This window comes from Streptococcus suis, from assembly GCF_024509555.1.
GTDB lineage: Bacteria > Bacillota > Bacilli > Lactobacillales > Streptococcaceae > Streptococcus > Streptococcus suis_AD.
In genome coordinates, this window is record NZ_JAMWEL010000003.1 from 65642 (window position 1) to 90976 (window position 25335).

At 44.0% G+C, this 25335-nt stretch carries 26 protein-coding genes, 1 tRNA gene and 1 other RNA gene; 20 read left to right on the forward strand and 8 right to left on the reverse strand.

Annotated features, from left to right (window positions below):
• Nucleotides 1–28: 28 nt before the first annotated feature.
• Together NF418_RS02295 and argS are read right to left on the reverse strand one after the other, a co-directional pair.
• Nucleotides 29–1813 carry an SH3 domain-containing protein gene (locus NF418_RS02295; protein WP_256778267.1) on the reverse strand — a complete coding sequence of 595 codons (1785 nt, stop codon included), beginning with the start codon at nucleotides 1811–1813 and terminating at the stop codon, nucleotides 29–31.
• A gap of 139 nt (nucleotides 1814–1952) precedes the next feature.
• Entirely contained in the window at nucleotides 1953–3641 is a 1689-nt protein-coding gene (argS, locus tag NF418_RS02300) for an arginine--tRNA ligase (protein ID WP_256778268.1), read from the reverse strand.
• Between the two features lie 106 nt (nucleotides 3642–3747).
• Between argS and argR the strand changes: the two genes are divergently transcribed.
• Together argR and mutS are read left to right on the forward strand one after the other, a co-directional pair.
• Nucleotides 3748–4188: an arginine repressor gene (argR, locus tag NF418_RS02305; protein WP_256778335.1), complete on the forward strand. Its 441-nt coding sequence runs from the start codon at nucleotides 3748–3750 to the stop codon at nucleotides 4186–4188.
• A gap of 14 nt (nucleotides 4189–4202) precedes the next feature.
• On the forward strand, nucleotides 4203–6743 hold the full coding sequence (gene mutS / locus NF418_RS02310; RefSeq protein WP_256778269.1) for a DNA mismatch repair protein MutS: 2541 nt from the start codon (nucleotides 4203–4205) through the stop codon (nucleotides 6741–6743).
• A 78-nt stretch (nucleotides 6744–6821) separates the two neighbouring features.
• Here the strand turns inward: mutS and NF418_RS02315 are convergent, their stop codons facing one another.
• Entirely contained in the window at nucleotides 6822–7259 is a 438-nt protein-coding gene (locus NF418_RS02315) for a MarR family winged helix-turn-helix transcriptional regulator (protein ID WP_256778270.1), read from the reverse strand.
• A 134-nt stretch (nucleotides 7260–7393) separates the two neighbouring features.
• Between NF418_RS02315 and NF418_RS02320 the strand changes: the two genes are divergently transcribed.
• From NF418_RS02320 to NF418_RS02390, 15 genes are all read left to right on the forward strand, one after another.
• Nucleotides 7394–8074: a type 1 glutamine amidotransferase domain-containing protein gene (locus tag NF418_RS02320; protein ID WP_172080956.1), complete on the forward strand. Its 681-nt coding sequence runs from the start codon at nucleotides 7394–7396 to the stop codon at nucleotides 8072–8074.
• A gap of 12 nt (nucleotides 8075–8086) precedes the next feature.
• Complete coding sequence (locus tag NF418_RS02325) at nucleotides 8087–9430, forward strand: dihydrolipoyl dehydrogenase family protein (RefSeq protein ID WP_256778336.1); 1344 nt, start codon at nucleotides 8087–8089, stop codon at nucleotides 9428–9430.
• 15 nt (nucleotides 9431–9445) lie between these two features.
• Complete coding sequence (locus NF418_RS02330; RefSeq protein WP_256778271.1) at nucleotides 9446–10072, forward strand: nitroreductase family protein; 627 nt, start codon at nucleotides 9446–9448, stop codon at nucleotides 10070–10072.
• Nucleotides 10073–10117: 45 nt separating this feature from the next.
• The gene (locus tag NF418_RS02335; RefSeq protein ID WP_256778272.1) at nucleotides 10118–10771 is read left to right on the forward strand and encodes a DUF998 domain-containing protein; all 654 of its coding nucleotides are present in this window, start codon (nucleotides 10118–10120) and stop codon (nucleotides 10769–10771) included.
• A 121-nt stretch (nucleotides 10772–10892) separates the two neighbouring features.
• Entirely contained in the window at nucleotides 10893–11336 is a 444-nt protein-coding gene (locus NF418_RS02340) for a LytTR family DNA-binding domain-containing protein (RefSeq protein WP_256778273.1), read from the forward strand.
• Nucleotides 11333–11773: a DUF3021 domain-containing protein gene (locus NF418_RS02345; protein WP_256778274.1), complete on the forward strand. Its 441-nt coding sequence runs from the start codon at nucleotides 11333–11335 to the stop codon at nucleotides 11771–11773. Before NF418_RS02340 ends, NF418_RS02345 begins: the two co-directional genes overlap by 4 nt.
• 33 nt (nucleotides 11774–11806) lie before the next feature.
• Entirely contained in the window at nucleotides 11807–11980 is a 174-nt protein-coding gene (locus NF418_RS02350; protein WP_029179621.1) for a hypothetical protein, read from the forward strand.
• A 142-nt stretch (nucleotides 11981–12122) separates the two neighbouring features.
• Nucleotides 12123–14294 carry an anaerobic ribonucleoside-triphosphate reductase gene (gene nrdD / locus NF418_RS02355; RefSeq protein WP_256778275.1) on the forward strand — a complete coding sequence of 724 codons (2172 nt, stop codon included), beginning with the start codon at nucleotides 12123–12125 and terminating at the stop codon, nucleotides 14292–14294.
• Nucleotides 14295–14397: 103 nt separating this feature from the next.
• Nucleotides 14398–14532 carry a hypothetical protein gene (locus NF418_RS02360; protein WP_256778276.1) on the forward strand — a complete coding sequence of 45 codons (135 nt, stop codon included), beginning with the start codon at nucleotides 14398–14400 and terminating at the stop codon, nucleotides 14530–14532.
• A gap of 1 nt (nucleotide 14533) precedes the next feature.
• Nucleotides 14534–15880 carry a bifunctional metallophosphatase/5'-nucleotidase gene (locus NF418_RS02365; protein ID WP_256778277.1) on the forward strand — a complete coding sequence of 449 codons (1347 nt, stop codon included), beginning with the start codon at nucleotides 14534–14536 and terminating at the stop codon, nucleotides 15878–15880.
• A gap of 1 nt (nucleotide 15881) precedes the next feature.
• Nucleotides 15882–16373, forward strand: coding sequence for a GNAT family N-acetyltransferase (locus tag NF418_RS02370; RefSeq protein ID WP_256778278.1), 492 nt, complete (start codon nucleotides 15882–15884; stop codon nucleotides 16371–16373).
• Between the two features lie 14 nt (nucleotides 16374–16387).
• Nucleotides 16388–16960: an anaerobic ribonucleoside-triphosphate reductase activating protein gene (nrdG, locus tag NF418_RS02375; protein WP_256778279.1), complete on the forward strand. Its 573-nt coding sequence runs from the start codon at nucleotides 16388–16390 to the stop codon at nucleotides 16958–16960.
• A gap of 166 nt (nucleotides 16961–17126) precedes the next feature.
• The gene (locus tag NF418_RS02380; RefSeq protein ID WP_256778280.1) at nucleotides 17127–18029 is read left to right on the forward strand and encodes an ABC transporter ATP-binding protein; all 903 of its coding nucleotides are present in this window, start codon (nucleotides 17127–17129) and stop codon (nucleotides 18027–18029) included.
• A 2-nt stretch (nucleotides 18030–18031) separates the two neighbouring features.
• Nucleotides 18032–19264 carry a hypothetical protein gene (locus tag NF418_RS02385; protein ID WP_256778281.1) on the forward strand — a complete coding sequence of 411 codons (1233 nt, stop codon included), beginning with the start codon at nucleotides 18032–18034 and terminating at the stop codon, nucleotides 19262–19264.
• The gene (locus NF418_RS02390) at nucleotides 19255–20337 is read left to right on the forward strand and encodes a hypothetical protein (protein ID WP_105128634.1); all 1083 of its coding nucleotides are present in this window, start codon (nucleotides 19255–19257) and stop codon (nucleotides 20335–20337) included. The genes NF418_RS02385 and NF418_RS02390 overlap by 10 nt, the downstream gene beginning before the upstream one ends.
• 212 nt (nucleotides 20338–20549) lie before the next feature.
• Here the strand turns inward: NF418_RS02390 and NF418_RS02395 are convergent.
• The 5 genes from NF418_RS02395 to NF418_RS02415 form a co-directional block, all read right to left on the reverse strand.
• Nucleotides 20550–20622 (reverse strand) — tRNA-Lys (locus NF418_RS02395).
• A gap of 7 nt (nucleotides 20623–20629) precedes the next feature.
• Nucleotides 20630–20823, reverse strand: a non-coding RNA gene (gene ssrS, locus NF418_RS02400) — 6S RNA.
• A gap of 142 nt (nucleotides 20824–20965) precedes the next feature.
• Nucleotides 20966–21988, reverse strand: coding sequence for an IS30 family transposase (locus tag NF418_RS02405; RefSeq protein ID WP_079851277.1), 1023 nt, complete (start codon nucleotides 21986–21988; stop codon nucleotides 20966–20968).
• Between the two features lie 221 nt (nucleotides 21989–22209).
• Nucleotides 22210–22626: a hypothetical protein gene (locus NF418_RS02410; RefSeq protein WP_105108732.1), complete on the reverse strand. Its 417-nt coding sequence runs from the start codon at nucleotides 22624–22626 to the stop codon at nucleotides 22210–22212.
• Between the two features lie 76 nt (nucleotides 22627–22702).
• Nucleotides 22703–23983 carry a replication-associated recombination protein A gene (locus NF418_RS02415; RefSeq protein ID WP_256778282.1) on the reverse strand — a complete coding sequence of 427 codons (1281 nt, stop codon included), beginning with the start codon at nucleotides 23981–23983 and terminating at the stop codon, nucleotides 22703–22705.
• A gap of 69 nt (nucleotides 23984–24052) precedes the next feature.
• Between NF418_RS02415 and NF418_RS02420 the strand changes: the two genes are divergently transcribed.
• The 3 genes from NF418_RS02420 to NF418_RS02430 are packed head-to-tail and all read left to right on the forward strand — an operon-like array spanning nucleotide 24053 to nucleotide 25215.
• On the forward strand, nucleotides 24053–24388 hold the full coding sequence (locus tag NF418_RS02420; RefSeq protein ID WP_256778283.1) for a MazG nucleotide pyrophosphohydrolase domain-containing protein: 336 nt from the start codon (nucleotides 24053–24055) through the stop codon (nucleotides 24386–24388).
• 1 nt (nucleotide 24389) lies between these two features.
• Nucleotides 24390–24860 carry a DUF3013 family protein gene (locus tag NF418_RS02425; RefSeq protein ID WP_256778284.1) on the forward strand — a complete coding sequence of 157 codons (471 nt, stop codon included), beginning with the start codon at nucleotides 24390–24392 and terminating at the stop codon, nucleotides 24858–24860.
• Nucleotide 24861: 1 nt separating this feature from the next.
• Nucleotides 24862–25215 (forward strand): ASCH domain-containing protein, encoded by a 354-nt coding sequence (locus NF418_RS02430; RefSeq protein WP_256778285.1) that lies wholly within the window; start codon nucleotides 24862–24864, stop codon nucleotides 25213–25215.
• Nucleotides 25216–25335: the final 120 nt, after the last annotated feature.

The following is a 25335-nucleotide window of genomic DNA, read 5'->3' on the forward strand; positions in this document are numbered from 1 at the left end:
TCATAGTGACCCTGCAGTTTCTTTGTTTTTATGGAATGGCAATGTAGCGACGGGCTCCTGAATAGCTGACATAGCTGATCCATTGGCGTCCCTCAGCAGACACAATACTATCATAGCGTACACTTTGTCCAATACCATAGTAGGCTAAAATGGGAGCTGAGCTACTTGGATTACTACGAATAGCTAGTCTTGATTTAAAAGTATAGGTTCCAGATTTAGGTAGATTGCTCGTTGGAGTAGTTGGTGTAGGAGCTGCGGAAAGTTGAGTTGTTGTCCCGGTTACAAAATCAAGTTTACCTGAGGAATCTGTGTAATAGACATGGATGTGGTAGAGCCCTCGGTCATTTTTATGTTTACTTGCTTGGAGGTTTACCTTGTAACTGCCATCACTTTGCCGCTGAGCAGCATACCAGATAATGTCATCTTGTCCGTTATTGTCGGACCAAATTGGTACTTGTACAGTCTTGATATCTTTTGGTGCTGCTACACCTGTTAGAACAACATCAAAACTTCCATTGGACTGGTTGATATTGCGAATGTGTATAGTGCCTTCTGGTTTGGTAATTGGGGTTGTAGGAGTATTTGGAGTTTGTGGAGTAGTAGGTTTGGCGACTGGTGCAATCGGGATGTATCGGCGATTGCCTGCAAAAGTTAGATAGCTAAGCCATCTATAACCATCAGCTTCTACAATACTATCATAGTTTACTGTGTTTCCAGCTTGATAGTAGGCTAAGGTGGTGCTAGCTTGTTTTGGCTCCGCCTTAATGGCTGCTTGTCCAGTAAAGGTGTAAGTACCACTTGAAGGGAGGCTGTTATTTGCTGTTTGGTTTGTAGGAACAGTATTGCTTGGGCTAGTTGTTGTTCCGCCTGCTAGGTCTTTAAAGTGGATATAGCCGCTGACAGAATTTTTAGGAATCCAACGTCTATTGTAATTTGTTGTATAGTTAAAATTATATTCTTCGATTTCAACGCGATCGCCGTCTATTGCTGTAACCCAAGCCACATGCATGGTATTCCACCAAGCGACAGCTCCTAAGGCGGGAGTCATATCGACTCGATAACCTTCACTTCTGGCTCTGGTTCCCCAGACATCTGCATTACCATAGGCACGAGGAAGCGTGAAACCGTTGACAGTACTTAATCGATAGGCTACAAAGGATGTGCATTGGCGAGTATACATGCCCCAAGGATCAACCTGCCACCCTACTTTATAGGGGTAATTATCCCCCAGAGCGATAGAACCAGTAGTTGAGGATCTTGTGTTAGATGTCTGGACACTTGTGGTGCTAGCTTGATTACTTATACGATGTTGACCAGTGCTAGTGATTGTTTGACTTGTTGTCGTTTTGGGAATAGCAGAGCTACTTGTTGATGAAGTATTAGTTTGACTTTGGTTGGTACTTGTTTGTCTAGTCTGGTTTTGACTTTGCTGTGAGGAAGATGTTGTTTGTTGAGAACGCGTTTGACTAGCTGGACTAGTTGATGGAGTGGTTGTTTGAATGGGTTTAATTGCTGACGTTGCTATACTCGTAACATTTTTTTCTTGCGATATTTGTTCTGTATTGGATTTAGTGGATGGTGTAGTGTTTGTTTGGTTTGTACTAGATTGACTAACTTGATTGTTTTTTTGTTCAGTAGTGCTACTTGTTGTTTGGGCTATAGTTGGGCTTGTAGATGGACTAGTTGTCGTATTGGCACTAGCTACTGGTCCAGCTGCCAGGCAGGCGTGGGCTAGTAGGACAGAAGCGGCACCGAGTGAGTAGGTGCGGATAGAAAAACGAGGTTGGTTTGCTGTAAGTGATGTTTTTGTCATTCAGACTCCTTTGATGATTTTTTGTAGGGGGTTATTCCCCCTCGCTACATCTATTCGCACTTGTCTGATAATTTTTGAGAATTTTTTTGTTGCTGATGATAAAAAATCCTCAACCATTAGGATTGAGGATAGGGAAGTATTACATTTTCTCGGGAGCTTTTACACCAAGAAGACGAAGGGCTTCTTTTAGGACGACACCAGTTGCGTAGGCAAGTGCCAAGCGGCTGTCACGCTCTGGGCTTTCATCCAAGATACGCGTGTGGGCGTAGTATTTGTTGAAGGATTGAGCTAGGTTGATAGCATATTTAGCAATGAGGGAAGGGTCAAATTTATCACCAGCACGTTCAACAACGTTTGAGAAGTTTTGAATGTGCTTGATGATTTCCCAGCTTTCTGCGTCAGCTAGTTTGTAGTCATTTTCTGTGTTTGGTATAAAGTTTGCCTTGCGCAGGATAGACTGGATGCGGGCGTATGCGTATTGTACATAAGGACCTGTTTCACCCTCGAAGGAAACCATGGCTTCCAAGTCGAAGTCGTAGCCGTTGTCACGGTCGGTCTTGAGGTCGTAGAACTTAACAGCGCCTACACCAACTGCGTGTGCCACTTCTTCCTTGTTTTCAAGGTCAGGGTTTTTAGCTTCGATTTGAGTAAGGGCACGAGAAATAGCTTCGTCAAGTGTTGGTTCGAGCAGGATGATATTTCCTTTACGAGTGGATAGCTTTTTCTTATCCTTGGTAACCAGACCGAAGGTGATATGAGTCATATCGTCGCTCCAGTTGAAATCCATTTCTTTCAAAACGGCTTTGAGTTGCTTGAAGTGGTTGATTTGCTCCTGACCAACGACATAGATGCTTTTCACGAAGTCATAGGTTCGCTTGCGGTACATAGCTGTTGCCATATCGCGCGTGATATATAGGGTCGCACCGTCAGTTTTTCGGATGAGAGCTGGTGGAAGATTGTAGTTTTCAAGATCAACGATTTGCGCACCTTTAGACTCTTGAAGAAGTCCTTTTTCTTCTAAGATTTGGATACCTTCGTCCATCTTGTCGTTGTAGAAAGCTTCGCCATTATAGCTGTCGAAAGTTACATCGAGTTTGTCGTAAATACGGTTGAATTCAACCAAGCTTTCATCACGGAACCATTGCCATAACTCATGAGCTTCTGGATCGCCGTCTTCCAATTTTTTGAACCATTGGCGTGCTTCTTCGTCCAACTCAGGCTTTTCTTCCGCCTCAGCATTGATACGGACATAGAGTTTGAGCAATTCTGAAATAGGATCTGCTTCGACCGCAGCTTTATCTCCCCAAAGTTTGTAGGCAACAATCAACATACCAAATTGTTTGCCCCAGTCACCCAAGTGGTTGATACGGATAGGATTGTAGCCAAGCTTTGCATGGATGTTGGCAAGGGCATCACCGATAACGGTTGAGCGCAAATGTCCGACTGAGAATGGTTTAGCAATGTTTGGGCTAGACATGTCGATGGTTACATTGCGTCCTTGACCGATGTTGACTTGACCGTACTGCTCTTTTTCAGTGATGACATCTGTCAAGACTTGATGGGAAATAGCAGCCTTGTCCAAGAAGAAATTGACGTAAGGACCGGTAGCTACAACCTTCTCAAAGCCAGTAGTGTCTAGTTTTTCAACGATGTCTGCTGCGATAGCCTGTGGAGCCTTGCGCTCTACTTTGGCAAGTGAGAAGGCAGGAAAGGCTAGGTCGCCCATTTCTGATGATTTCGGTTTTTCTAATAGTGCAGAGATGGCGTCAATTTCCAAGTTTGGAAGAATGGCAGCCAGTCTTTCAGCAATGATTTGTTTTTGATTCATTAAGGAGCTCCTCCAAAGTTATTCATTCTATTTTATCACATTTCCAAGTCAAGAGTGGCGAAAAGTGATATAATATTTCTATAAATATACATTCTGAGGTAAGATGATGAATAAGGTAGGACGACATGAATTGATAAAGAACATGATTCGTCAGGAAAAAATTGGACGTCAAACAGATATTCAACAAGCTTTAGAGGCACATGGAGTAGTGGTAACCCAAACTACATTGTCTCGGGATTTGCGAGAATTGGGTGTGATAAAAATTTATGAAAATGGGCAATCTTTTTATTCCTTGGCAGTTGAGGATGAGGGAGGTAGCTTTATCCAATTGTTGGCACAATATACATATAAAGTGGACAGAGCTAGTTTCATCCTAGTTCTCCATTCGGAACTCGGTGAGGCAGCCTTGATGGCCAATATTATCGACGCTGAAAAGCCAAAGTCAATTTTAGGCACTTTAGCAGGTGCAGATACACTATTGGTTATCTGTCGAGATGAAGAGGCGGCCCAGCAGGTTGAGGCTGAAATAAATTATTATTTGAATTAGAATTGAGAGAAAGAATGGCAACAGAGAAAATTTCTCCAGGCATGCAGCAGTATCTGGATATCAAGGCAAACTATCCAGATGCTTTTTTGCTGTTTCGCATGGGTGACTTTTATGAATTATTTTACGAGGATGCGGTAGAGGCTGCGCAGATTTTGGAACTATCCCTGACCAGTCGGAACAAGAATGCGGAAAATCCTATTCCCATGGCAGGCGTTCCTTATCATGCAGCCCAGCAGTACATTGATACTCTGGTAGAGTTGGGGCACAAGGTGGCGATTGCTGAGCAGATGGAGGATCCCAAGCAGGCAGTTGGTGTGGTCAAGCGGGAAGTAGTACAGGTCATCACACCTGGTACGGTTACGGATTCCTCAAAAATGGGAGCTGACAGTAACTACCTGGTCACCATTGACCGTCAGGGCGTACAATTTGCCCTTTCTTACATGGATGTGTCAACAGGTCAGTTTTTCGTGACCAGCCTAGATGATTTTACCAGTCTTTGCGGTGAAATTCGTAACTTGCGGGGGCGTGAATTGGTTATCGGTTACGCTCTGTCGGAGGAAGAAGAGCAGGTCTTTTCAAACCAGATGAACCTCCTACTCTCTTTTGAGGATGAAGTAACGGAAGATGTTCAGCTAATTGATAACTCCCTGACAGACTTGGAAAAGGCTGCGGCCGGCAAACTTCTTAGCTACCTACATCGGACACAGATGAGGGACTTGAGTCACTTGCAAAAGGTGGTCCACTACGAAATCAAGGACTATCTGCAAATGGACTATGCGACTAAATCCAGTCTGGACTTGCTTGAAAACGGTCGGACAGGTAAGAAGCATGGTAGTTTGTACTGGTTGTTGGATGAAACCAAGACAGCCATGGGCATGCGGCTCTTGCGGGCTTGGATTGATAGACCACTGATTGACCTCAAGCGGATTGAAAGTCGGCAGGCTGTTGTGCAAGTCTTTCTGGATTACTTCTTTGAGCGGAGCGACTTGGTGGAGGCTCTAAAAGGTGTTTATGACATCGAACGCTTGGCCAGTCGGGTGTCTTTCGGAAAAACTATGCCCAAGGACCTCTTGCAGCTCTCTCAGACCCTTGGAAATGTCCCTGCTATCAAAAATATCCTGCAACAAATGGACCAGCCTGCTCTGACTAGCTTGGTGGCAGGTCTGGATCCAATCCCAGAACTACACGCTCTTATCAGCTCTGCTATTGACCCAGAAGCCCAAGGGGCTATTACAGATGGGAACATCATCCGCACGGGCTTTGATGAGACCTTGGACCAGTATCGTCTGGTCATGCGTGAGGGTGCGGGCTGGATTGCGGAGATTGAGGCCAAGGAGCGTGAGGCGTCTGGTATCAACAATCTCAAGATTGATTACAACAAAAAAGACGGTTACTATTTCCATGTGACCAATTCCAATCTGGGCAATGTGCCGGACCATTTTTTCCGTAAGGCGACCTTGAAAAACTCGGAGCGCTATGGTACGGAAGAATTGGCTAAGATTGAAGGGCAGATGTTGGAGGCGCGTGATAAGTCGTCTAACTTGGAGTACGAGATTTTCATGCGGATTCGCCAAGAGGTTGAAAAATACATCAGCCGTTTGCAGAAGCTGGCTCGGACCATTGCAACCATCGATGTCTTGCAGGCTTTTGCGGTTGTGGCGGAGCAACAGCACTGGGTCTGCCCGAGCTTCAATGCGGATAAGCTGTTGGACATTGAGCGCGGACGGCACGCGGTGGTCGAGAAGGTCATGGGCAAGCAGACCTATATTCCCAACTCTATCCAGCTGGATCAGGCGACGACCATGCAGCTGATTACAGGACCTAACATGAGTGGTAAATCGACCTATATGCGTCAGCTGGCAGTTATCGTCATTCTGGCACAGATGGGTTCCTATGTACCAGCGGACCAGGCAACCCTGCCAGTCTTTGACGCTATTTTCACCCGTATCGGGGCGGCAGATGACCTGGTCAGCGGTCAATCGACCTTTATGGTGGAGATGATGGAGGCCAACAAGGCAGTCCGTTTGGCGACAGACCAGTCGCTGATTCTCTTTGATGAGCTGGGGCGGGGGACAGCTACCTACGACGGCATGGCGCTAGCCCAGTCTATCATCGAGTACATCCACGACAAGATTGGGGCCAAGACCCTCTTTGCTACCCACTACCACGAGTTGACCGAGCTAAGCCAGACTCTGTCAGGCCTTGAAAATGTCCACGTATCGACCTGGGAGGAGGACGGCCAAGTGACCTTCCTCCACAAGATTGCTCCAGGTCCAGCCGATAAGTCCTACGGGATTCATGTGGCTAAGATTGCGGGAATGCCAGAGGAGTTATTGCAGCGGGCGGACAGGATTTTGCAGACGCTTGAAAACCAAGCTCCTACTGCACCAACTCACCCAGCTCCGTCAGTAGTAGAAGAGCCGTCTGGTCAAATCGACCTCTTCGCAGATACGCCTTCTCACCCAGTCCTTGATGAGCTGGAGAAACTGGACATCTACAATATGACCCCGATGGAAGTCATGATGGCAGTAGCGGAGTTGAAGAAAAAAATATAAGACAATGAAAGTCAGGACTCTTGTTCTGGCTTTTTGCAAATAAAAAAACTGCTTCCATGGAGAAAAGCAGGGGATATATTAGTCCAAATAGCTCTGTAAACTCTCGATGAGTTCTTGATTGTACTTGACGTACGATTGTTTTTTTTCTATAGTCAGGCCATCGAGTTGGCGAAAGCAGGAAAGTAACTTGTCTTCAAGAATGGCTTGGAGCTTTTGGCCCTCTTCGGTGAGCTGGACAAGGAGGTGTCGTTTGTCTCCCAGAGGAATACTTCGTTGGATGTAGCCTTTTGCCTCAAGTCGCTTTAGGAGTGGCGTCAAGGTGTTGCTGGCCAAATCTAGCTTTCCACCGAGTTCTTTGAGTGTCAGTGGAGCTTTTTCCCAGAGGACAACAAGCACGAGGTATTGGGTATAGGTTAAGTCAAATTCCTTGAGATTTTTCAAATAAAATTGATTGAAGAGTTTGTTGACTTGGTAGAAGGAATGGCAGAGCTGTTTTGAATAATGATAGTCGGACATGGTCTCTCGCTTTCTAATCGTGCACGATAAAAATATCTTATCAAAATTCTATTACCTTGACAAATCAAATGAATAGGGATAGACTAGACACATATCAAAAAAACAATCGCGCGCGATTAAAAGTAGGAGGTAGTATGAAGAAAGTACTGATTGTCCTAACCAATATAGAACAATATGGTGAGCATGAACGCCTGACAGGTCTATGGCTCAGCGAGCTAACTCACTTTTATGATGAATTGGTCAAAGTTGGTTATGAAGCGGATTTTGTCAGCCCAAAAGGTGGTTACGTGCCCCTAGACCCACATAGTTTGACCACGATGGATGATGTAGACCGCACTTACTATAAGGACGCTGATTTTCGCAATCGTGCTCTCGGTCAGACCTTGCGACCTGAAGAGGTTAAGGCGACGGACTATGAGTTGATTTACTATACAGGTGGTCATGGGGTCATGTGGGATTTCCCAGAGTCTGTGGAAATAGCAGAGCTGGCAAGCCAGATTTACCAAAACGGAGGTCTCGTCACAGCAGTTTGTCACGGTGTAGCAGGGCTCTTGCCAATCAAAGATGAGGTCGGTCAAGCCCTGATTGCAGGAAAAGTTGTCACAGGCTTTACCAATCAAGAAGAGGAGTTAAACGGCACCACAGGCTTGGTACCATTTTTAACGGAGTCAGCCCTTCGTGAAAAAGGGGCTAAGGTTGAAATTGGAACAGCCTTTTCCCCCGTTGTTCGCCAGGATGATCGAATCTTGACAGGTCAAAATCCCCAATCTGCTCGTGCCCTAGGCCAAACTGTTGTTTCTATGTTGACAAATTAAGGAGGAAGAATGATGTATCAATACGATGTTACCTTTATCGGCTCAGGACATGCCAACTGGCATGCTGCAGTTGATTTGGCAAAAGCAGGTAAGAAAGTAGCTATTGTCGAAAAAGATATCACAGCTGGAACCTGCACAAACTATGGTTGTAATGCCAAGTTTTTACTAGAAAGTCCCTTTGAGTTTATGGATGGTTTGGCACGGTATGAAAAAGCAGGGATTGCCAAAACAGGAGAAATTTCTTGGAAAAAATTGATAGCGTATAAAAAAGAGGAGATTCCTACTTATTCTCCCATGTTAGAAGGTATGTTTGCCAGCCTGTCAATTGACCTGTTAAAAGGACATGGTCAGTTAAAAGACCTTCACACAGTGATGGTTGATGATAAGGAAATTACCACAGACTTTATCGTGATTGGTACAGGTCAACGCCCTGCTCGACTAAATGTCCCTGGGAATGAATGGTTCCAAGACAGCCGTGCCTTTCTTGATATGGATCACATGCCAGAAAGAATCGTCTTTATCGGTGCTGGGATTATCTCGCTGGAGTTTGCGACAATGGCTTCGCTACTGGGTTCAGAAGTTCATATTATCGAGTTTGCAGATCGTGCTTTAGCAGCCTATCCTGAGCAAATGGTAGCTAGTGTCATTGATAAAATGACCGCCGATGGTGTTAGCTTCCATTTCAATCAAGCGGTTGTTTCAGCTGAAAAAACAGCAAGTGGTCTTCTTGTCAAAACGGCTCAGGGCTTAGAAATCGAGACAGACACCATTATTGACGCCACAGGCCGTGTCTCAAATGTAGAAGGTCTAGGCTTAGAAGAGGTTGGAGTGGATTTTGATCGCACTGGCATCAAGGTGAATGAATTCATGCAGACAAGCCAACCTACTATCTACGCGTCTGGTGATGTGGTTTCTAAAACGATTCCTCGCTTGACACCGACTGCTAGCTTTGAGTCTAGCTACATTGCGGAGCATATTTTGGGCAATCCAGCTCCGATTGCCTATCCAGTTGTTCCAAATGTCGTGTTCACGCTGCCTCGTCTGGCTCAAGTTGGTGTTACGGTTGCAGAGGCCCAAGCAAATCCTGAACAGTACAAGATTGTTGAGATTCCCTTTGGTCAACAATTGAAATTCCAGACTAAGCTAGAAACAGAAGCTCACTTTACGCTGATTGTAGGAAGTGATAAGACCTTGAAGGGTGCAGCTTTGTTGGGACACGAAGCGGGAGAAATGATTAACTTGCTGACTTTGATTATTAACCAAAAGCTAACAGCAAAAGATCTAAATCGTATGATTTTTGCTTTCCCCGCAACAACCTATGCTCTACTTTCCCATGTAAAAACAGCGCTAATGTAAGGAAGATAATCGTGTATGGTAACTAATGATTTTAATGAGATTATGTTTGGTCGCAAATCTATCAAAGTATATGATGAGACTGTGACGATTGACCACGAAGAAATGCTTGAAATAGTAAACAAAGCTATTACAGCCCCGTCTGCTGTGAATTTACAGCCTTGGTATTTTGTGATTGTTGAAAGTGCGGCTGCTAAGGCTAAGTTGCGTCCCATGGTACGCTTTAATACCAAACAAGTCGACACTGCTTCAGCGGTGATTTTAATCTTTGCAGATATCAAGCCCCAGGACCGCACAGAAGTTATCTATGACCGAGCTGTAGCCGAAGGAAAGATGCCCCCTGAAGTCCGAGACTATCAGGTGCCTGTGATTAAGAGTATGTATGACAACTTGTCGCCAGCTACGATGAGAGAGGTCGTCAAAATGGACGCTAGTCTAGCTGCTATGCAGTTGATGTTAGTAGCCCGTTCTCACGGTTACGATACTAATCCTATGTCAGGTTTTGACCCTGAGGAGATGGCGGCGACTTTTGAATTGGATCCAAACCGTTATATTCCCGTTCTGATGGTTTCAATTGGAAAAGCCAAAGAACCAGGATTTGAATCTGTTCGTATTGAGGCAGAAAAAATTACAGATTTTAAATAAGTCTAGTGGCAAAATACCAAGAGAAAGTAATAAGGAAAGAAAAAGATGAGAGTACAAAATCTACAAAAATGGGGAGCCATTGGCTTTCTAATAAATGCCAGTATTTACCTTGGGACCGAATTGATTGCAGCTATTGGAACAGGCTATCCACTTAGCTATGTCTATAGTCGGCAATTTATCTCGGCTCTTGGAGTATACAATGGTCAACAGGTAGCTGGTGTACCAGAAAACTTTTCGAATTGGGCGATTGTCATGAATAGTGGCTTTATTCTAACTGCAGTGGGCTTTTTCCTCTCCTATGCTCTGCTTATTTTTCCTAAAATAAGGCGGAGACGTCCAATTTTGGCAATCCTTATCCTGCTGATCGTCATCCTTTTTGGTTTTGGAAGCCTTCTAGTCGGTCTTTATCAAGGTGGTGTACCTGGTCAGGACGGTTTGCATGGACTTGGAGCTCGTCTGTCATTTATGATGGGCAATAGCACCTTGCTTTTGACAGGTCTTTTCCTGCCCGATCAAAAAAAGGTTTATCGCTCCATTAGTATTTTTCTCGGATTGTGTGGTTTTGTCGCTGCAGGATTGTTGCAGACTGCTATCTTGGAAAATCAAGTGGCGGTAATGGCCATTTATGAACGCTTAACCGTCTATCCTATCACAGCTTGGCAGATAGTGACGGGGCTAACTTTTCTAAAGAATGACTAAGTCAGGACAACTGTTCTGGCTTTTTTGCCGTTTAGTGATGGAAAACGACCACATAGCCAAAAGCCCTTGAAACCAGTACAGAAATGGTGTTTAATAGGGGCAGAAAGAGAAAGGAGAGAATATGAAAGTAAAACTAGCTATTTCACCAGACATTGTAGAAGACTTAGTAACTATTGAAGCTCAAACTATGTCTGAGCAGATTACTCATCTAGTATCCTATATTCAAAACTTGGATAAGCAGAGATCCAGTCTAACTGTCAAAAAAGGGGAACAGGTTTATCTTGTGGAACATGATGAGATTGTCAGGCTCTACTTGGAAGATAAGGTCTTGCAGGTGGAAACAGTAGAAACTACCTATACTTCCAACCTACGCTTGTATCAGGTCAAGGAGGACTTACCGGCAAACTTTTTACAAATCTCTCAGTCGGAGATCATTCACATCAAGCAACTGGACCACCTCAAACTGACTTCTAACGGTCTGGTCAAACTGGTCATGAAGAATGGCTCGGTCACCTACTCCTCCCGTCGCTATCTAAAAGTTATCAAAGAAAGGTTAGGACTATGAAAAAATACATCTTATCAGCCAGTTTAGGCATTGCCATCGGAACCATTATCTCCATTATCACATCAGCCGTCTTCGGACAGGGAACCTATTTTCCTCTAAATCCCTTTTCAACCATGGGTGCTTACTACCTGAGCAACTTTAATCAAGTAACTATCATGCTGATTTGTGTAGTCATTTGGGCGGCAATCGGTCTCTTGTTTCAGCTGGCAGACAAAATTTTTGAACAGGACTGGAGCCTTTTGCGAATGACGGCAACGCATTTTGGCATCACAGCTTTAGGCTTTACACCGCTAGGCATTTTGGCTGGTTGGTTTCCCGTGAAACTTGGGGCTCTTCTCTTTTTCTGGTTTATCTTTGTCTTGATTTACGCTTCTCTCTTTTTCCTAAACCATCGGAAAATGGAGCGGCAAATCAAGGACATTAACAGTCGTTTGTAGTATAATAGCACTATCATTTTGTTGGAGTGTTTTATGAAAATTATACTGACGATTGTCTATAGCTTGGGAGTGGTGTGGAATATCCTCTTTCTTGCGGTAAATGTTGGCAGAATTCCTGTCATCAACTTGCTTTGGCCTGCTGTGATTTTAGTGGCCTGTGCCATCAATTTGTACTTCTTATGGACCAGAAAACAAGAGTCAGATTAGGCTCTTGTTTTCATTTGTTTTTCAGAAATGAATTCTATATTTAGTGTAAATTTGTCACTTTTATATTTTTTGGCACAAGATATTGATTTTTAATTTGTGAAATGTTACACTAATAGAAGTGAATGTTTTGGAGGCCAGTCAGATGAAGGTGCGAGAAAATGATGTAGAAAAACTGAATTTAGTCGTCTTGAAGCGGGACGGCCGAACGGTGTCCTTTGATGAGCAAAAGATTTTTTCTGCTCTTTCTCGTGCCAATCAGGAGTTAGAACACCAAATGTCAGAGACTGGTCTGCAGCTGGTTATAGAGGCAAGCTTGCAAGAGATTGGCCGCCGTTTTACAGGAGATATCCAGATTTATGAAATCCAGACTATTGTGGAGCAGGAGTTGCTTAAGGCTCATTTGTATGAGCTGGCAGAACGGTATATCCAATACCGGACCCAACGGGACTTCCGACGGCATCAGGCGACCGATATTAACTTTGAAATTCACAAGCTGCTGAGCAAGGATCAGGCCTTGGTCAATGAGAATGCCAACAAGGATGCGGATGTTTTCAATACCCAGCGGGATTTGACAGCGGGTATTGTCGGAAAATCTATCGGGCTCAAGCTCTTGCCTGCCCATGTGGCCAACGCCCACCAAAAAGGTGACATTCATTACCACGACTTAGATTACAGCCCTTATACTCCTATGACCAACTGTTGCTTGATTGATTTCAAGGGGATGTTGGCTCAGGGCTTCAAAATTGGGAATGCAGATGTGGAAAGTCCCAAGTCAATTCAGACCGCTACGGCACAGATTTCGCAGATCATTGCCAATGTGTCCTCTAGTCAGTACGGAGGCTGCTCGGCGGATCGGATTGATGAGGTGCTAGCTCCTTATGCTGAACTCAATTATCAGAAGCATTTGAAAGAAGCCAAAGACTGGGTCTTGCCTGACAAGCAGGAGGAATACGCTCGTGTCAAGACGCAAAAGGATATCTACGATGCCATGCAGTCCTTGGAGTATGAGATTAACACCCTCTTCACATCCAACGGGCAAACGCCTTTTACTTCACTGGGCTTTGGTCTGGGAACCTCCTGGTTTGAGCGGGAGATTCAAAAGGCTATTCTCAACATTCGTATCAAGGGTCTGGGACGCGAAGGTCGGACGGCGATTTTTCCAAAGCTGATTTTCACAGTTAAGCGGGGCTTGAACTTGGAGCCAACTTCACCCAACTACGACATCAAGCAGCTGGCGGTGGAATGTGCAACCAAGCGGATGTACCCAGATATGCTGTCTTATGACAAGATTGTTGAGTTGACGGGTTCCTTCAAAGTGCCAATGGGTTGCCGTTCCTTCTTACAAGGTTGGCAGGATGAAAACGGTCAGGATGTGACATCTGGGCGGATGAACTTGGGTGTTGTGACCGTCAATCTGCCACGGATTGCCCTCGAAAGTGGTGGAAGTCAGGAAAAATTCTGGGAAATCTTTGCAGAACGCATGGCCATTGCTAAGGACGCCCTAGTTTACCGTGTGGAGCGGGTCAAGGAGGCGACACCTGCCAATGCACCGATTTTGTATCAGTATGGGGCTTTTGGCAAGCGACTGGCCAAGACCGATGCGGTGGATGAGGTTTTCAAACATCGCAGAGCGACCATTTCGCTAGGCTATATCGGACTTTATGAAGTAGCAGCAGTTTTCTACGGTGGTCACTGGGAGTCCAATCCAGAAGCCAAGGAGTTTACGATTGCCATTATCAAACGAATGAAGGAATTGACAGAGGCTTGGTCGGATCAATACGGCTATCATTTCTCTGTTTATTCGACCCCATCGGAAAGCCTGACAGACCGTTTCTGCCGCATGGATACAGAGAAGTTTGGATTGGTTGAAAACATCACCGACAAGCAGTATTACACCAATTCCTTCCACTATGATGTGCGGAAAAATCCGACTCCCTTTGAAAAATTGGATTTTGAAAAGGTCTATGTGGAGGCGGGTGCCAGCGGTGGTTTTATCCACTACTGCGAATATCCTGTACTGCAACAAAATCCAAAGGCCTTGGAGGCTGTTTGGGACTATGCTTATGACCGTGTCGGTTATCTGGGGACCAATACCCCGATCGACCATTGCTATGCCTGTGGTTTTGAAGGGGATTTTGAGCCAACGGAGCGTGGCTTCAAGTGTCCAAACTGTGGCAATAGCGACCCTAAAATAGTTGATGTGGTCAAGCGGACCTGTGGTTACCTAGGCAATCCTCAGGCCAGACCCATGGTTAAGGGCCGCCACAAGGAAATCATTTCCCGTGTCAAACACATGAATGGGTCTAGTTTATAAAGAATGGACATGAGGGCTTCCGTAGTTTTGAGGAACTACGGAAGTTTGTTATAATAGGGAGAAAAATGTAATAGCTCTGCTATGTTCAAAAAAGGAGAAAACAATGGGAAAATACCAACTAGACGATAAGGGCAAGGCCTTGGTGGCACGCTATCACGAGAAGAATTCCAATGTGAAGCAGGATAAGAAGGCGCGTGTGCAGGAATTACTCAAGCAATCCAGGAATAAGAAGAAATAGTATGGATTTTACAGATATCAGCATTCTCCATACCAATGATATGCATTCTTACATGGAGAATTTTCCAAAGAAAGCTCAGCTGATTGCGGACATTCGGGCTAGGAATGAAAAAGAGGGTGTGCCGACTTTTGTCTTTGACAGTGGGGATCTTTTTTCGGGCAATATTTTCTTTAATATGTACCGAGGAATCAAGGAAATCGATTTGATGAACCGAATCGGTTGCCAGGCCATGACCTTGGGCAATCATGAATTTGACCACGGAGATGAACTGCTCAGTCGCTTGGACGACTTTGCCCAGTTTCCAATTGTGTCCTCCAATCTCCGCTACCGTGACGAGGAGGCGGCTGATGAATTGGTGCCGCTTGAGGATGTCCTTGAATTTGATATAAATGGGAAAAGCCTCTATGTCCTCGGTTTGACAACCTTGGAAACCCAGGAGGTTGCTTCGCCGACGGATAAGGTGCTTTTTGAAAATCCACAGCAGGCTCTACGACGACTGGTGGACCAGATTATGAAGGGCAATCCTCAGGCTCATCTGGTTTTACTCAGTCACATGGGCTACGATGAAGACCTTGCCTTGGCCAAGGAATTTCCAGAAGTCAATGTCATCTTGGGTGGACACACCCACACAATCTTGAAAGAACCAACTCAAGTAGGTAGCGTCAGCATTTGCCAGGCAGGTCAATATGGTCGCTTTGTCGGTCATCTATCCCTGCGGTGTTATGCAGACGGGCGACATGAAGTCCTAGCTTATGACTTGATTGAGGTGGAGAAATTGACCGATGAAGACAGGGCGGTTAAGGCCGTTATCGACCAGATGAAGTCGGAACGGGACGCAGCTTTTTCCCAGCCAATAGCAACTCTGCCGGAGGCACTAGACGGAGAGCGAGACAGCATTCGTCAAGGCATGTCCAGTCTAGCTCCTGTCATCTGTCAGGCTCTTTTTGAGCAGGCTGGCCAGCTGGGCTTGCAGGCGGACGGTGCAGTCATCAACGGCTTCGGCATTCGGGCTTCCTTGTCGGCGGGACCAATTTACTATTCGGACTTGGTCAAGGTCCTGCCCTTTTCTAAGCGTGTGCTCTTGGTTGCTATCAAGGGGAGCGATTTGGTAGCTAGCCTCAAGACAGGCCTCCACCCTCAGATGTGGGGCATTGTCCAAAGCGATGAGGCTCTTTTGGTCAATGGCAGAGCAGTCGAGCTAGACAAGGTTTATCAGATTGTGACCAATTCTTTTGTTTGGAGCGGTAAGGACAACTATGACGATTTCCACAAGGCAGAAATTGTGCAGGATTTAGGACTGGATACGGACATCATTAGCGAATTTTTCAAAAGACAGTATGGAGGATAGAATGGAATTAAGAAGACCAACTGTGGCGGATAAGGAAACGATTTTGGAGATGCTAGCGGAGTTTGAAGCGGTAGGATCTGCTATGGACGGAGGGTTTATCTCCAAAGATGTAGACTTTGAAGACTGGATTTTGAGAAACCAAGACTATGAGGCAGGCATCAACCTGTCAGAAGGTTTTGTTCCCTCTATTCAGTATGTATCATTTGACCAGACTGGTCGAGCCCTTGGTTTTCTCAGTCTACGCCTACGGCTCAACGATTTCCTGCTCAATAAAGGCGGGCACATTGGTTATTCCATTCGCCCGACGGAACGTGGCAAGGGCTATGCCAAGGACCAGCTGCGACTTGGTTTGCAGGAGGCGGCTAGTAAAAATATCACAAAGGTCCTCGTGACTTGCTCGACAGACAATGAGGCTAGTCGCAAAACGATTGTTGCATGTGGTGGTGTATTAGAAGATATCAGAGAAGGAGTAGAGCGTTACTGGATTGGATGAGAAAGGAGGCAGCTATGACGGAACAGAACTGGAATAATCCCAAGCCAGGCGAGTGGAAGAGCGAGGAACTCAGTCAGGGACGGATTATGGACTACAAGGCCTTTAATTTTGTGGACGGTGAAGGCGTTCGCTGCTCCCTCTATGTCAGCGGCTGCCTTTTTCACTGTCCAGGCTGTTACAATGTCGCCACCTGGTCCTTCAAGGCTGGGATTCCCTACACCAAGGAACTGGAAGACCGCATCTTAGCAGACTTGGCCCAGCCCTATGTGCAGGGGCTGACCCTCTTGGGTGGAGAGCCCTTTCTCAATACAGGGACCGTCCTCCCACTCGTCAAGCGGGTGCGGGATGAATTGCCAGACAAGGACATTTGGTCCTGGACAGGCTATACATGGGAAGAATTGATGTTGGAAACGCCAGACAAATTAGAACTGCTCAGCCAGTTGGACATTCTTGTAGATGGCCGCTATGACAAAAGCAAACGCAATCTCATGTTGCAATTCCGAGGCTCTTCCAACCAACGCATTATTGATGTGCAGAGGTCCCTCAAAAAAGGACAGGTAGTTATTTGGGAGAGGTTGGAGAAATGATGGGTATTCATTTCATTTATTTCCCAGATACTTGGAGTGAGTAGCAAAATTAAGGTAAATAAAAGCATAGTTCTAGGGAGGCAGTTGCCTCTTTTTACTTGCCTTTCCGCAAAAAAAGATTATAATAATATTCAAAGTACATTATATTGAGAAAGTGAGGCAATCTATGTTAGTGGTGAAAATTGACCAGTTTTCTTACGGTAAAAAGCTCATTTTCAAAGATATTCATATGGAAGTCCCGTCCTCGAAAATCATCGGTCTGGTTGCACCTAACGGGACAGGGAAGTCAACCTTGGTTCGAATTATTTCTGGGCATATTACTGGATCAGGGATAGAAGTGAACTATCATGGAAAGAGCTATCAAAAGGACAAGCAATATATGCGTCAACAAATTGTAAAAATGCCTGACCAGGCAGATTTGTACGACGAACTAACTGGCTTACAGCACTTGGAATTTTACGCTGCCATGTGGGGAGTAGATGTCACTTATCCACAAGAAATAGTGACGGTCTTAAATATGGGGACCTATATTCATAAAAAAGTTGGGACCTATTCATTGGGAATGCGTCAGCGCTTGTGTTTTGCTTTGGTAGTAGTGACTCAGGCTAGCTACATGCTCTTAGATGAAGTCATGAATGGTTTGGACCCAGACAATGTAGAAATGATTTCAAGTTTATTGAAAGACTTGCGGGCCCAGGGAAAGACCATGCTTATTGCTTCTCACTTGTTAGATAATTTAGACAGTATTGCTGACAGTATTTACTTTATCAAGGATGGTCATTTTTCAGTTGTCTACCACCCCCAGGAGCAGGCTTTGGAAACCGTATTGCTTTCCTTTTCATCTAAAAATGTAGTGCAGGAATTTTTAGCCTTAAAGCCGCACTTTACTTGTGTGAATAATGAGGAATGTCAAGCCACTATTCAACTGGATGAGCTGGGGGGAAGTCTTTCTGATTTTTTGGATTGGGCAATTCGCAACCTAGATGATGTGAGAGAGATAAAGGTCGGTCGAAAAGGTAGTTATCTCATATATAAGGAATTATATGGGACCGAGGAGGAGGGAGGCTAGTGGTGCGGACTTTGAAAACACAATTCCTGCTCATCATCAACAATCGTTTATTGAAGATGCAGGCTATCGGAATGCTTCTCTGCTTGCCAATGTTGATCTTGTTCCTTTTTAGCTCTTTGGAAAATCAGTCGATTCAGTATGCTGAAGATGTAGCTAGACAGAGTGAATATGCGCAAGAAGATATAGAGTGGATGAAAAGGACCTATGATGCGTCCTTGCAAGAAAAACATGCAAAAGAAATCCAGTTAGATAGTATGGTGGTACAAAAGGCAGAGTATTTTGCAAAGGGACAGTATGTCAGTTATCTACAAGAAGCAGTCAATAGCTGGAAATTATATTTCTCCCTCCAGAAGGTGAGAGGCTACAATATAACGGAAAGTCAATTTCCTGCACTTCATTATGGAACAAATATGGCCTTTGATGATGTTAAGCGATCTACTTTAAACAGCAATTTTGCTAGGCAAAGAGTGGCCATTTTCGAAGGAATGCTAGCTTCTACCAAGGAGGTTACAATCAATGAACTTGTTGGTATTACTGCCAGAGGGCAATTTTATCGCTGGTTGGGTCACGCAGGCCCTGAGGTTTTGTATCTGCCCCTATTTTTCCTGCTGACACTTTTGTTTTCAAGTCCCATTTTTTTAGATGATAAGCAACATGAGAGCCTCTTGGAAGTAAAACCGCTTAGTCACTTGAAGTATTTATTGGATAAAATCATTAGTTACTGGTTGCTGATCAGCGGTTTTGAAATCTTCTTGCTAGCCATCATTCTTTTTGCTATCAGTAGCAGGTTTGGAGCTGGCGATTGGACGCTAGGCATTTTGACCTTCGTGGGGCAAGAAGAAGTGCAGATTTCTTCAATGGAGTTTTATGGAAAAGCAGTTCTATTTTTCCTTTTAATCAATTTTTTTCTGATTACATGTTTGGCTTCTTGCAATAAGATTTTCTCCAACAAGCCCCTGACGGTCTGTCTAAGTGGACTTGTCCTATTTTTAGAACCACTTTTGCGTTTTTTGCAGATAAACTTTTTGGGGCAAGATCTTCTCCCTAGTTATTACATTAGTTTTGGTCCAGTCTTACATGGTGTGAAAGATTATTTTTTCTATAGAGGAGATTTTTCGGTTGAAAAAGGATGGATTGTTCTATCTCTTTGGACGCTTGTTCTATTTACAATGATGTATCTTAGTGTTCTTGTAAGGGAAAGGTTTCGACAGGAAAGAGGGAGAATATGGGGATAACAAAGATAGATTGGAATTTCTTGTGTTCAAAAAATTTTATTTTAAAGGCAATGTTATCAATCGGCTTCTTATTTTTGCTATTTGTAGGCTATAGTCTTTTTTTCCCAAGCCCAAGTCCTCGAGACTTAGTTGATCGCCAATTCAAAGTAATGGATAGTTTAGTGACCATTTATAAAAGCGACACGGAGCTGACTGCTGAAAGAAAGGAAGAAATAAGAAAACAAACCAACCGTATTTTTCAAAATTATGCCCAAGAAGATATGGTATATGTTTCAAATGATTCGGTTGAAAAATTAGTCCCAATCTTTGAAGAGCGCATGACATTACTGGAGGAGTATGAACAACTATTTCCAGAATATTATCAAGAATATTTGCCAGATAAGAAATATGTAGAGCAAGAATTTATGGTGGTGCAATTTCTTGTTAAGCGTCATCAAGATTATACAATTTATAAGCTCTATGGTCCCTTCTTTGAAAAACTCTTGATCTTTTTGGGTTATGGGGGCAGTCTGCTGATTTTTACTTTATTGACTGGCTCCTATTTTCAGAGAAAATATGCTCATTATACTTTGTTGGAAATTCTTCCTGTCACGAGAAAAAGAGAAGTTCTTATAGAACTCCCTTACACAATCGTATTGTTTTATCTATTTCCGACATCCTTAATTTTTTTGTATGCTGGGCTGTACTCCATTTTCATAGCTAAGACCAATCTGTTTACCTATCCCGTCTATCAAATGAGGACCGAAGGACAAGTATTATTGTCCATGGCTGAACTTTCTATCACCTATCTCTTATTTCCATTTCTATCTTGTTTACTGATTTATATTTTACAAGATTATTTAATCGGGTGGATGAAAGATAGTACGGTGACTACCATTCTAATTTATGCGATTTCACTACTGTCCATATGGAATAAACACTTTTGGTCACCCTTGTTCCACATGTTTCCCTTGCCGATTTTACAGTCGGATACAAATATGTGGCTAAGCCTTGTAATTCTTTTGATAACGACTCTTGTTTTGCTTATAGGGAGAGAATATTTGTCGGTTAGGTCATTCCTCTTTCCAAACTAGTATAGCGTCTAGGCTATTCTAGCGGGAGTATTTTGACTGCACTGTTTCTAACCTCCAGCGATCTCCCAGATAATTTGAGTTAAAAGCAAACAATATAAACCAGTTGTCCTCTTTGCCTAGGTAGCTGGTATTTTTTTGACCAAAGATGACCAAATCATTTTCTGGACACACAAAAAGCCTTGTAGTACAAGGCTTAAGGAGATATATGAAAATCCTCCCTGTAGGGATCGAACCTACGACCCACGGATTAAGAGTCCGCTGCTCTGCCAGCTGAGCTAAGGAAGGGCAAAATAAAAATGCTGTATTGGTACCGGTTATTCATGAATTGTATTGATCCCGCACGCTAGAAGCAGGTGGGTGACGTGTTTCTGACTTAGTTGCTTCTGGGTGTACCAGCCTGCATACTGCCAAAAGATCTTTGTCTCCCTAGTAATACAAAAATAGTCGGTCAACACATAGGTATGAATTCGTATACCACAGCAGTTCTTATTTATGATTTAATATTACCACATTTTAAAAAAAAATCAAGAGAAAATCGGCAAAAATATGAAAACGTTATCAAATTTTATTTTTCCCCCACTTGTCAAGTCAAGTGCAACAAGTTCATTGATAACTAGAGTTCCAGAGGTTAAGCTGTTTGGGCTAGCCCAAACAAAATATTTGCGGTTTTATACTTGTGAAGTCGTCTAGGTCTGTCATTGATAGCAGAGACGTAGTGATTGAGTTCTTCTGTCGTTAGTGAGTTAAGAGAGACACCTTTTGGGAGAAACTCTCTCAAGAGACCATTGAAATTTTCATTTGTTCCTCTTTCATGAGAAGCATAAGGATGGGCAAAATAGACTTCCACACCTTTTAAGTCTGACAAGCTACTGAACTCTGAGCCATTGTCCGATGTGATAGAGCGAATAGGGTACTGTGATAGTAGGCTCTTAACAGCCCTATTGATAGTTTCTGCTTGTTTATTAGCCAGTTTTACAGCGATGGCAAATCGTGTTTGACGCTCTACTAGAGTCATGACAACAGCTTCCCCTTTGGTCTTCTTGCCAAGAACCAAATCAATCTCCCAATGTCCAAATTCAGAGCGATTAGTAATAGTTTCTGGACGTTCTTCAATGGATTTTCCTAAGATTTTCTTCGTGGCCTTAGGCCTTACTTTAGACCGTTTTCGGATGCACACCATCTTAGGTAAATCAATCGGTTTAACCCTCAACAGTCCGTCTTTGATGTACCGATACACTGTCTTGGTGGAAGGGATAACTTCCAGTGGATGTTTTTCTCGGTAAGTTTGAACAAAGCTATCAACACTGTGACAACGAGGTTTCGTTTTCAGGGCTTTCTCAAGTTCCTTGAAGAATGTCTGGGAGCAGTATGATAGTTTATGATAGGCACTTTTTCGACGATTGATTTCATAAACACGTTGACCACTATCTGGAAAGTAAACCGTTGAGTAGATTCGTTTCCCGTTCTTATCTTGAACCTGAGAAACACTTCCTCGTTTGATTTCACGACTGATGGTTGAGCGATGACGCCCAAGCAGACGAGCAATCTCAGAGGGGTTCTTACCCATCTTGAGATAGGCGCTGATTTCTCCGCGTTCAGAGGCTGAAAGGTGTGAGTATAACGATTTTTTGGTAGAATGATTAGTGGACATGTTCATCTGCTTTCTATACTGAGTTGGGGAATTCTAGTATATCAGACGAGCATGTCTTTTTTGTTGCACTTCATTTTACAACACGGGAAATTTTATTTTTCTGAAGAAAAGCACTACAATTTATGATACAGGACGATATTGTGTTCAGTTCATTTATTACCCATATTTCTCCCATTCCTTATTGATAAGCGTTGTAAAATCAGGAAGTCCCTGTGTTTCTCTTACTCACCTATTTGGTACAGCATTTTTCCTGAATAGAAAATATTCATTAGACAGGTTACAGGAGTAGCACCAGTCCATAACCACCCCTGAAATACAGCTCGACTCCAGTTGTAGGTTTCCACAATTACTTCAAATTCACTATCTTGGTACTTTTTCTGGTATTCTTTCAGTCCAATACAAGTTCCTGAAAAATCTCCTGTAACAGTATCTTCGAATACGAAAAACTCGACATCCTCTTTATCAACCTGTTCAAACAGGATGGTTGCTTTATGAATCTGTTCAGTTTGATTATCAGTATAATAAAACAGAGAATCCATATGCAGTATCAGCTGATTATCCAGGTGTTCAATCTTCGTAATTCTTGCATCATGCATCGAATACGGAAAGCCCTCGCCAAAATTCCGTTCTATTTTCATTGGAATACCTCATTTTAAGATTTCTACAAACAGTTTGATGGTCTTTGGTTCATAATCAATAGAAACTAGTCCTACATTACACATTTTTCTTATTCTGTTTTAGCTGCTTGATTTTTTCTTGGGTCATGCCCAAGGCACGCTCATATTTGCCGGTGTCGTTGGCAGTGAAGTAGTCCGCAGCCAGTAACTTGTCGGGTAGGTATTGCTGGTCCACCCATTTTTCAGGATAGGCATGCGGATACTGGTAGCCAATAGCATTGCCCAGCTCCTTACTACCAGCATAATGGCCGTCCCGCAGATGATTTGGTATAGGCAGATGACCGTTTTTTCGCAAATCGGCCAGAGCTGCATCCATAGCCAGATAGGCAGAATTGGACTTGGGAGAAAGAGCCAAATCGACTACTACATTGGCAATCAAAATCCGTGCCTCTGGAAAGCCGATTTTCTGGGCAGCTTCAAGGGCGGTCACCGTATGAATTTGTGCCTCTGGATTGGCCAAGCCGATGTCTTCGTAGGCGATGACTGTCAAGCGACGAGCCAGACTAGGCAGGTCTTCCGCCTCAATCAAACGAGCGGCGTAGTGGAGGCTGGCATTGACATCGCTACCCCGAATAGATTTTTGCAGGGCGGAGAGGATGTCGTAGTGGGCATCGCCATTCTTGTCCATACTGATGTAGGATTTCTGTAAGCTATTTTCCACAGCGTCTAGGTCAATGTGGCGACTGCCCTCGCTTTCCTTGGTAGAAAGCACAGCTAATTCCAGCGAATTGTAGGCAGCACGCAAGTCGCCGTTGGTCGCATTTGCCAGAAAATCCAGAGCCTCAGGCTCAGTGGTGACTGGGAAGTCAAAACCACGTTCACTGTCTGTCAAAGCCAGCTCCAAGGCCTGTCGGATATGGCTGGTTTTTAAGGGTTGTAATTCAAAAATCTGCACCCGACTGCGAATGGCGGGCAAAATAGAGAAAAATGGATTTTCTGTCGTCGCTCCAATCATGATGATATTGCCGTTTTCCAAGAGAGGAAGCAGGAAGTCCTGCTTGGTCTTGTTAAGGCGGTGGATTTCATCGAGCAGGAGAACCAGACCACCGGAAAACTTAGCCTCTTCAGCGATTTCCTGCAGGCGTTTTTGGTTGTCGGTCGTGGCATTAAAGGTCCGAAAGGCATACTTGGTTGTGCCAGCAATGGCAGAGGCAATCGAGGTCTTGCCAATCCCTGGCGGACCGTAGAGAATCATGGACGACAGCATATTGGCATCAATCATGCGGCGGATAATCTTTCCAGGACCGACCAGGTGTTCCTGACCGATCACTTCATCAATGGATTTGGGCCGCATACGAAGGGCGAGATTGGCTGGCATAGGCTTCCTTTCAGTACATTTATGGTATAATCATTATACTACAATTTTAGGATTTGGAGAGAAACGAAGATGGCGGAGTTGACGGTGAGTGTTTTGGAAGAATACTTGCGTGACCACTATGGGACGACCGTTCCCGAGCAAAGTCTCTTTATGAAATTAGTGGAAGAAATTGGTGAAGTAGCAGAGCTTCTGAACAAGCGTGCAGGCCGCAAGATGATGGATAGCGAAGACGACAGCTCTGCTCGTCTGGCAGAAGAATTAGCTGACGTTATTCACTATGCTGTAGCCTTAGCAGCAGTGAATCAACTAGATTTAACCAAGTCCATTTTGGAGAAAGACGAGCGGGCTTCCGTCAAATATGGTCGAGAAATAAATTTATTGGAATTTATAGAAAAGAGGAAATAGAATGGCAAAACATGGCTTTTTAGATGTGCTGGAAGCAGCACTGGATAAACATTTTACCTACGATTACGAGCTCAACTGGGACAAGAAAAACCACGCAGTTGAGTTGGCTTTCATCTTAGAAGCACAGAACGCGTCTGGGATTGAAACGGTGGACGACGAAGGCAATGCGTCTTCTGAGGATATTTTCCTGGAGGAGTATGTCCTTTTCTACAATCAGGACAAGTCTCGCTTTGACGCGGAAGACTACCTGGTCGCTCTGCCATTTGACGCCAAGAAGGGCTTTTCGGCAGAGTTTTTGACCTATTTCGCAAGCTTTCTCAAGGACACCGCAGACCAAGGCCTAGATGACCTTATGGACTTTTTGGCGGACCCAGAAGCCCAAGAATTTGCGATTGCTTGGGATAGCGAGGCTTTTGAAAAAGGCAGAGCGGACTTGGTGGAAGGGGAATTTTACCCATATCCGAGGTATTGAGATGGTTCATGAAATGTTACTGGCTCCAAAACCTTTTGAAATGATGAAGTCCGGTCAGAAGACCATTGAGCTACGACTTTATGACGAGAAGCGCAAGTATATACGCATTGGAGATTTTATTCGTTTTTATTGTACAGAAAATCAGACACAAACGATCGAGGTGCAAGTATTAGATCTTCACATATTTGATAATTTTGCTCAGTTATACAAAGAACTGGATTTATTGTCTTGTGGGTATACGCAAAGCAGTATCAGAGAGGCGAAACCAGAAGATATGGAAGTTTACTATTCGCAAGAACAATTAGAACAATATGGTGCAGTGGGTATAGAATTGAGGGTAATAGATTCTATTTGACGTTCCGATTTCTCTCTTGCTTGACTGCAGGCGAAACTTTTGCTATTATAAAAATAGAAAAGGCGTTGAGTTCCAGCTCAACGCCCAGACAGGACCGCTAAACGGTGGTTCAGTTCGTTA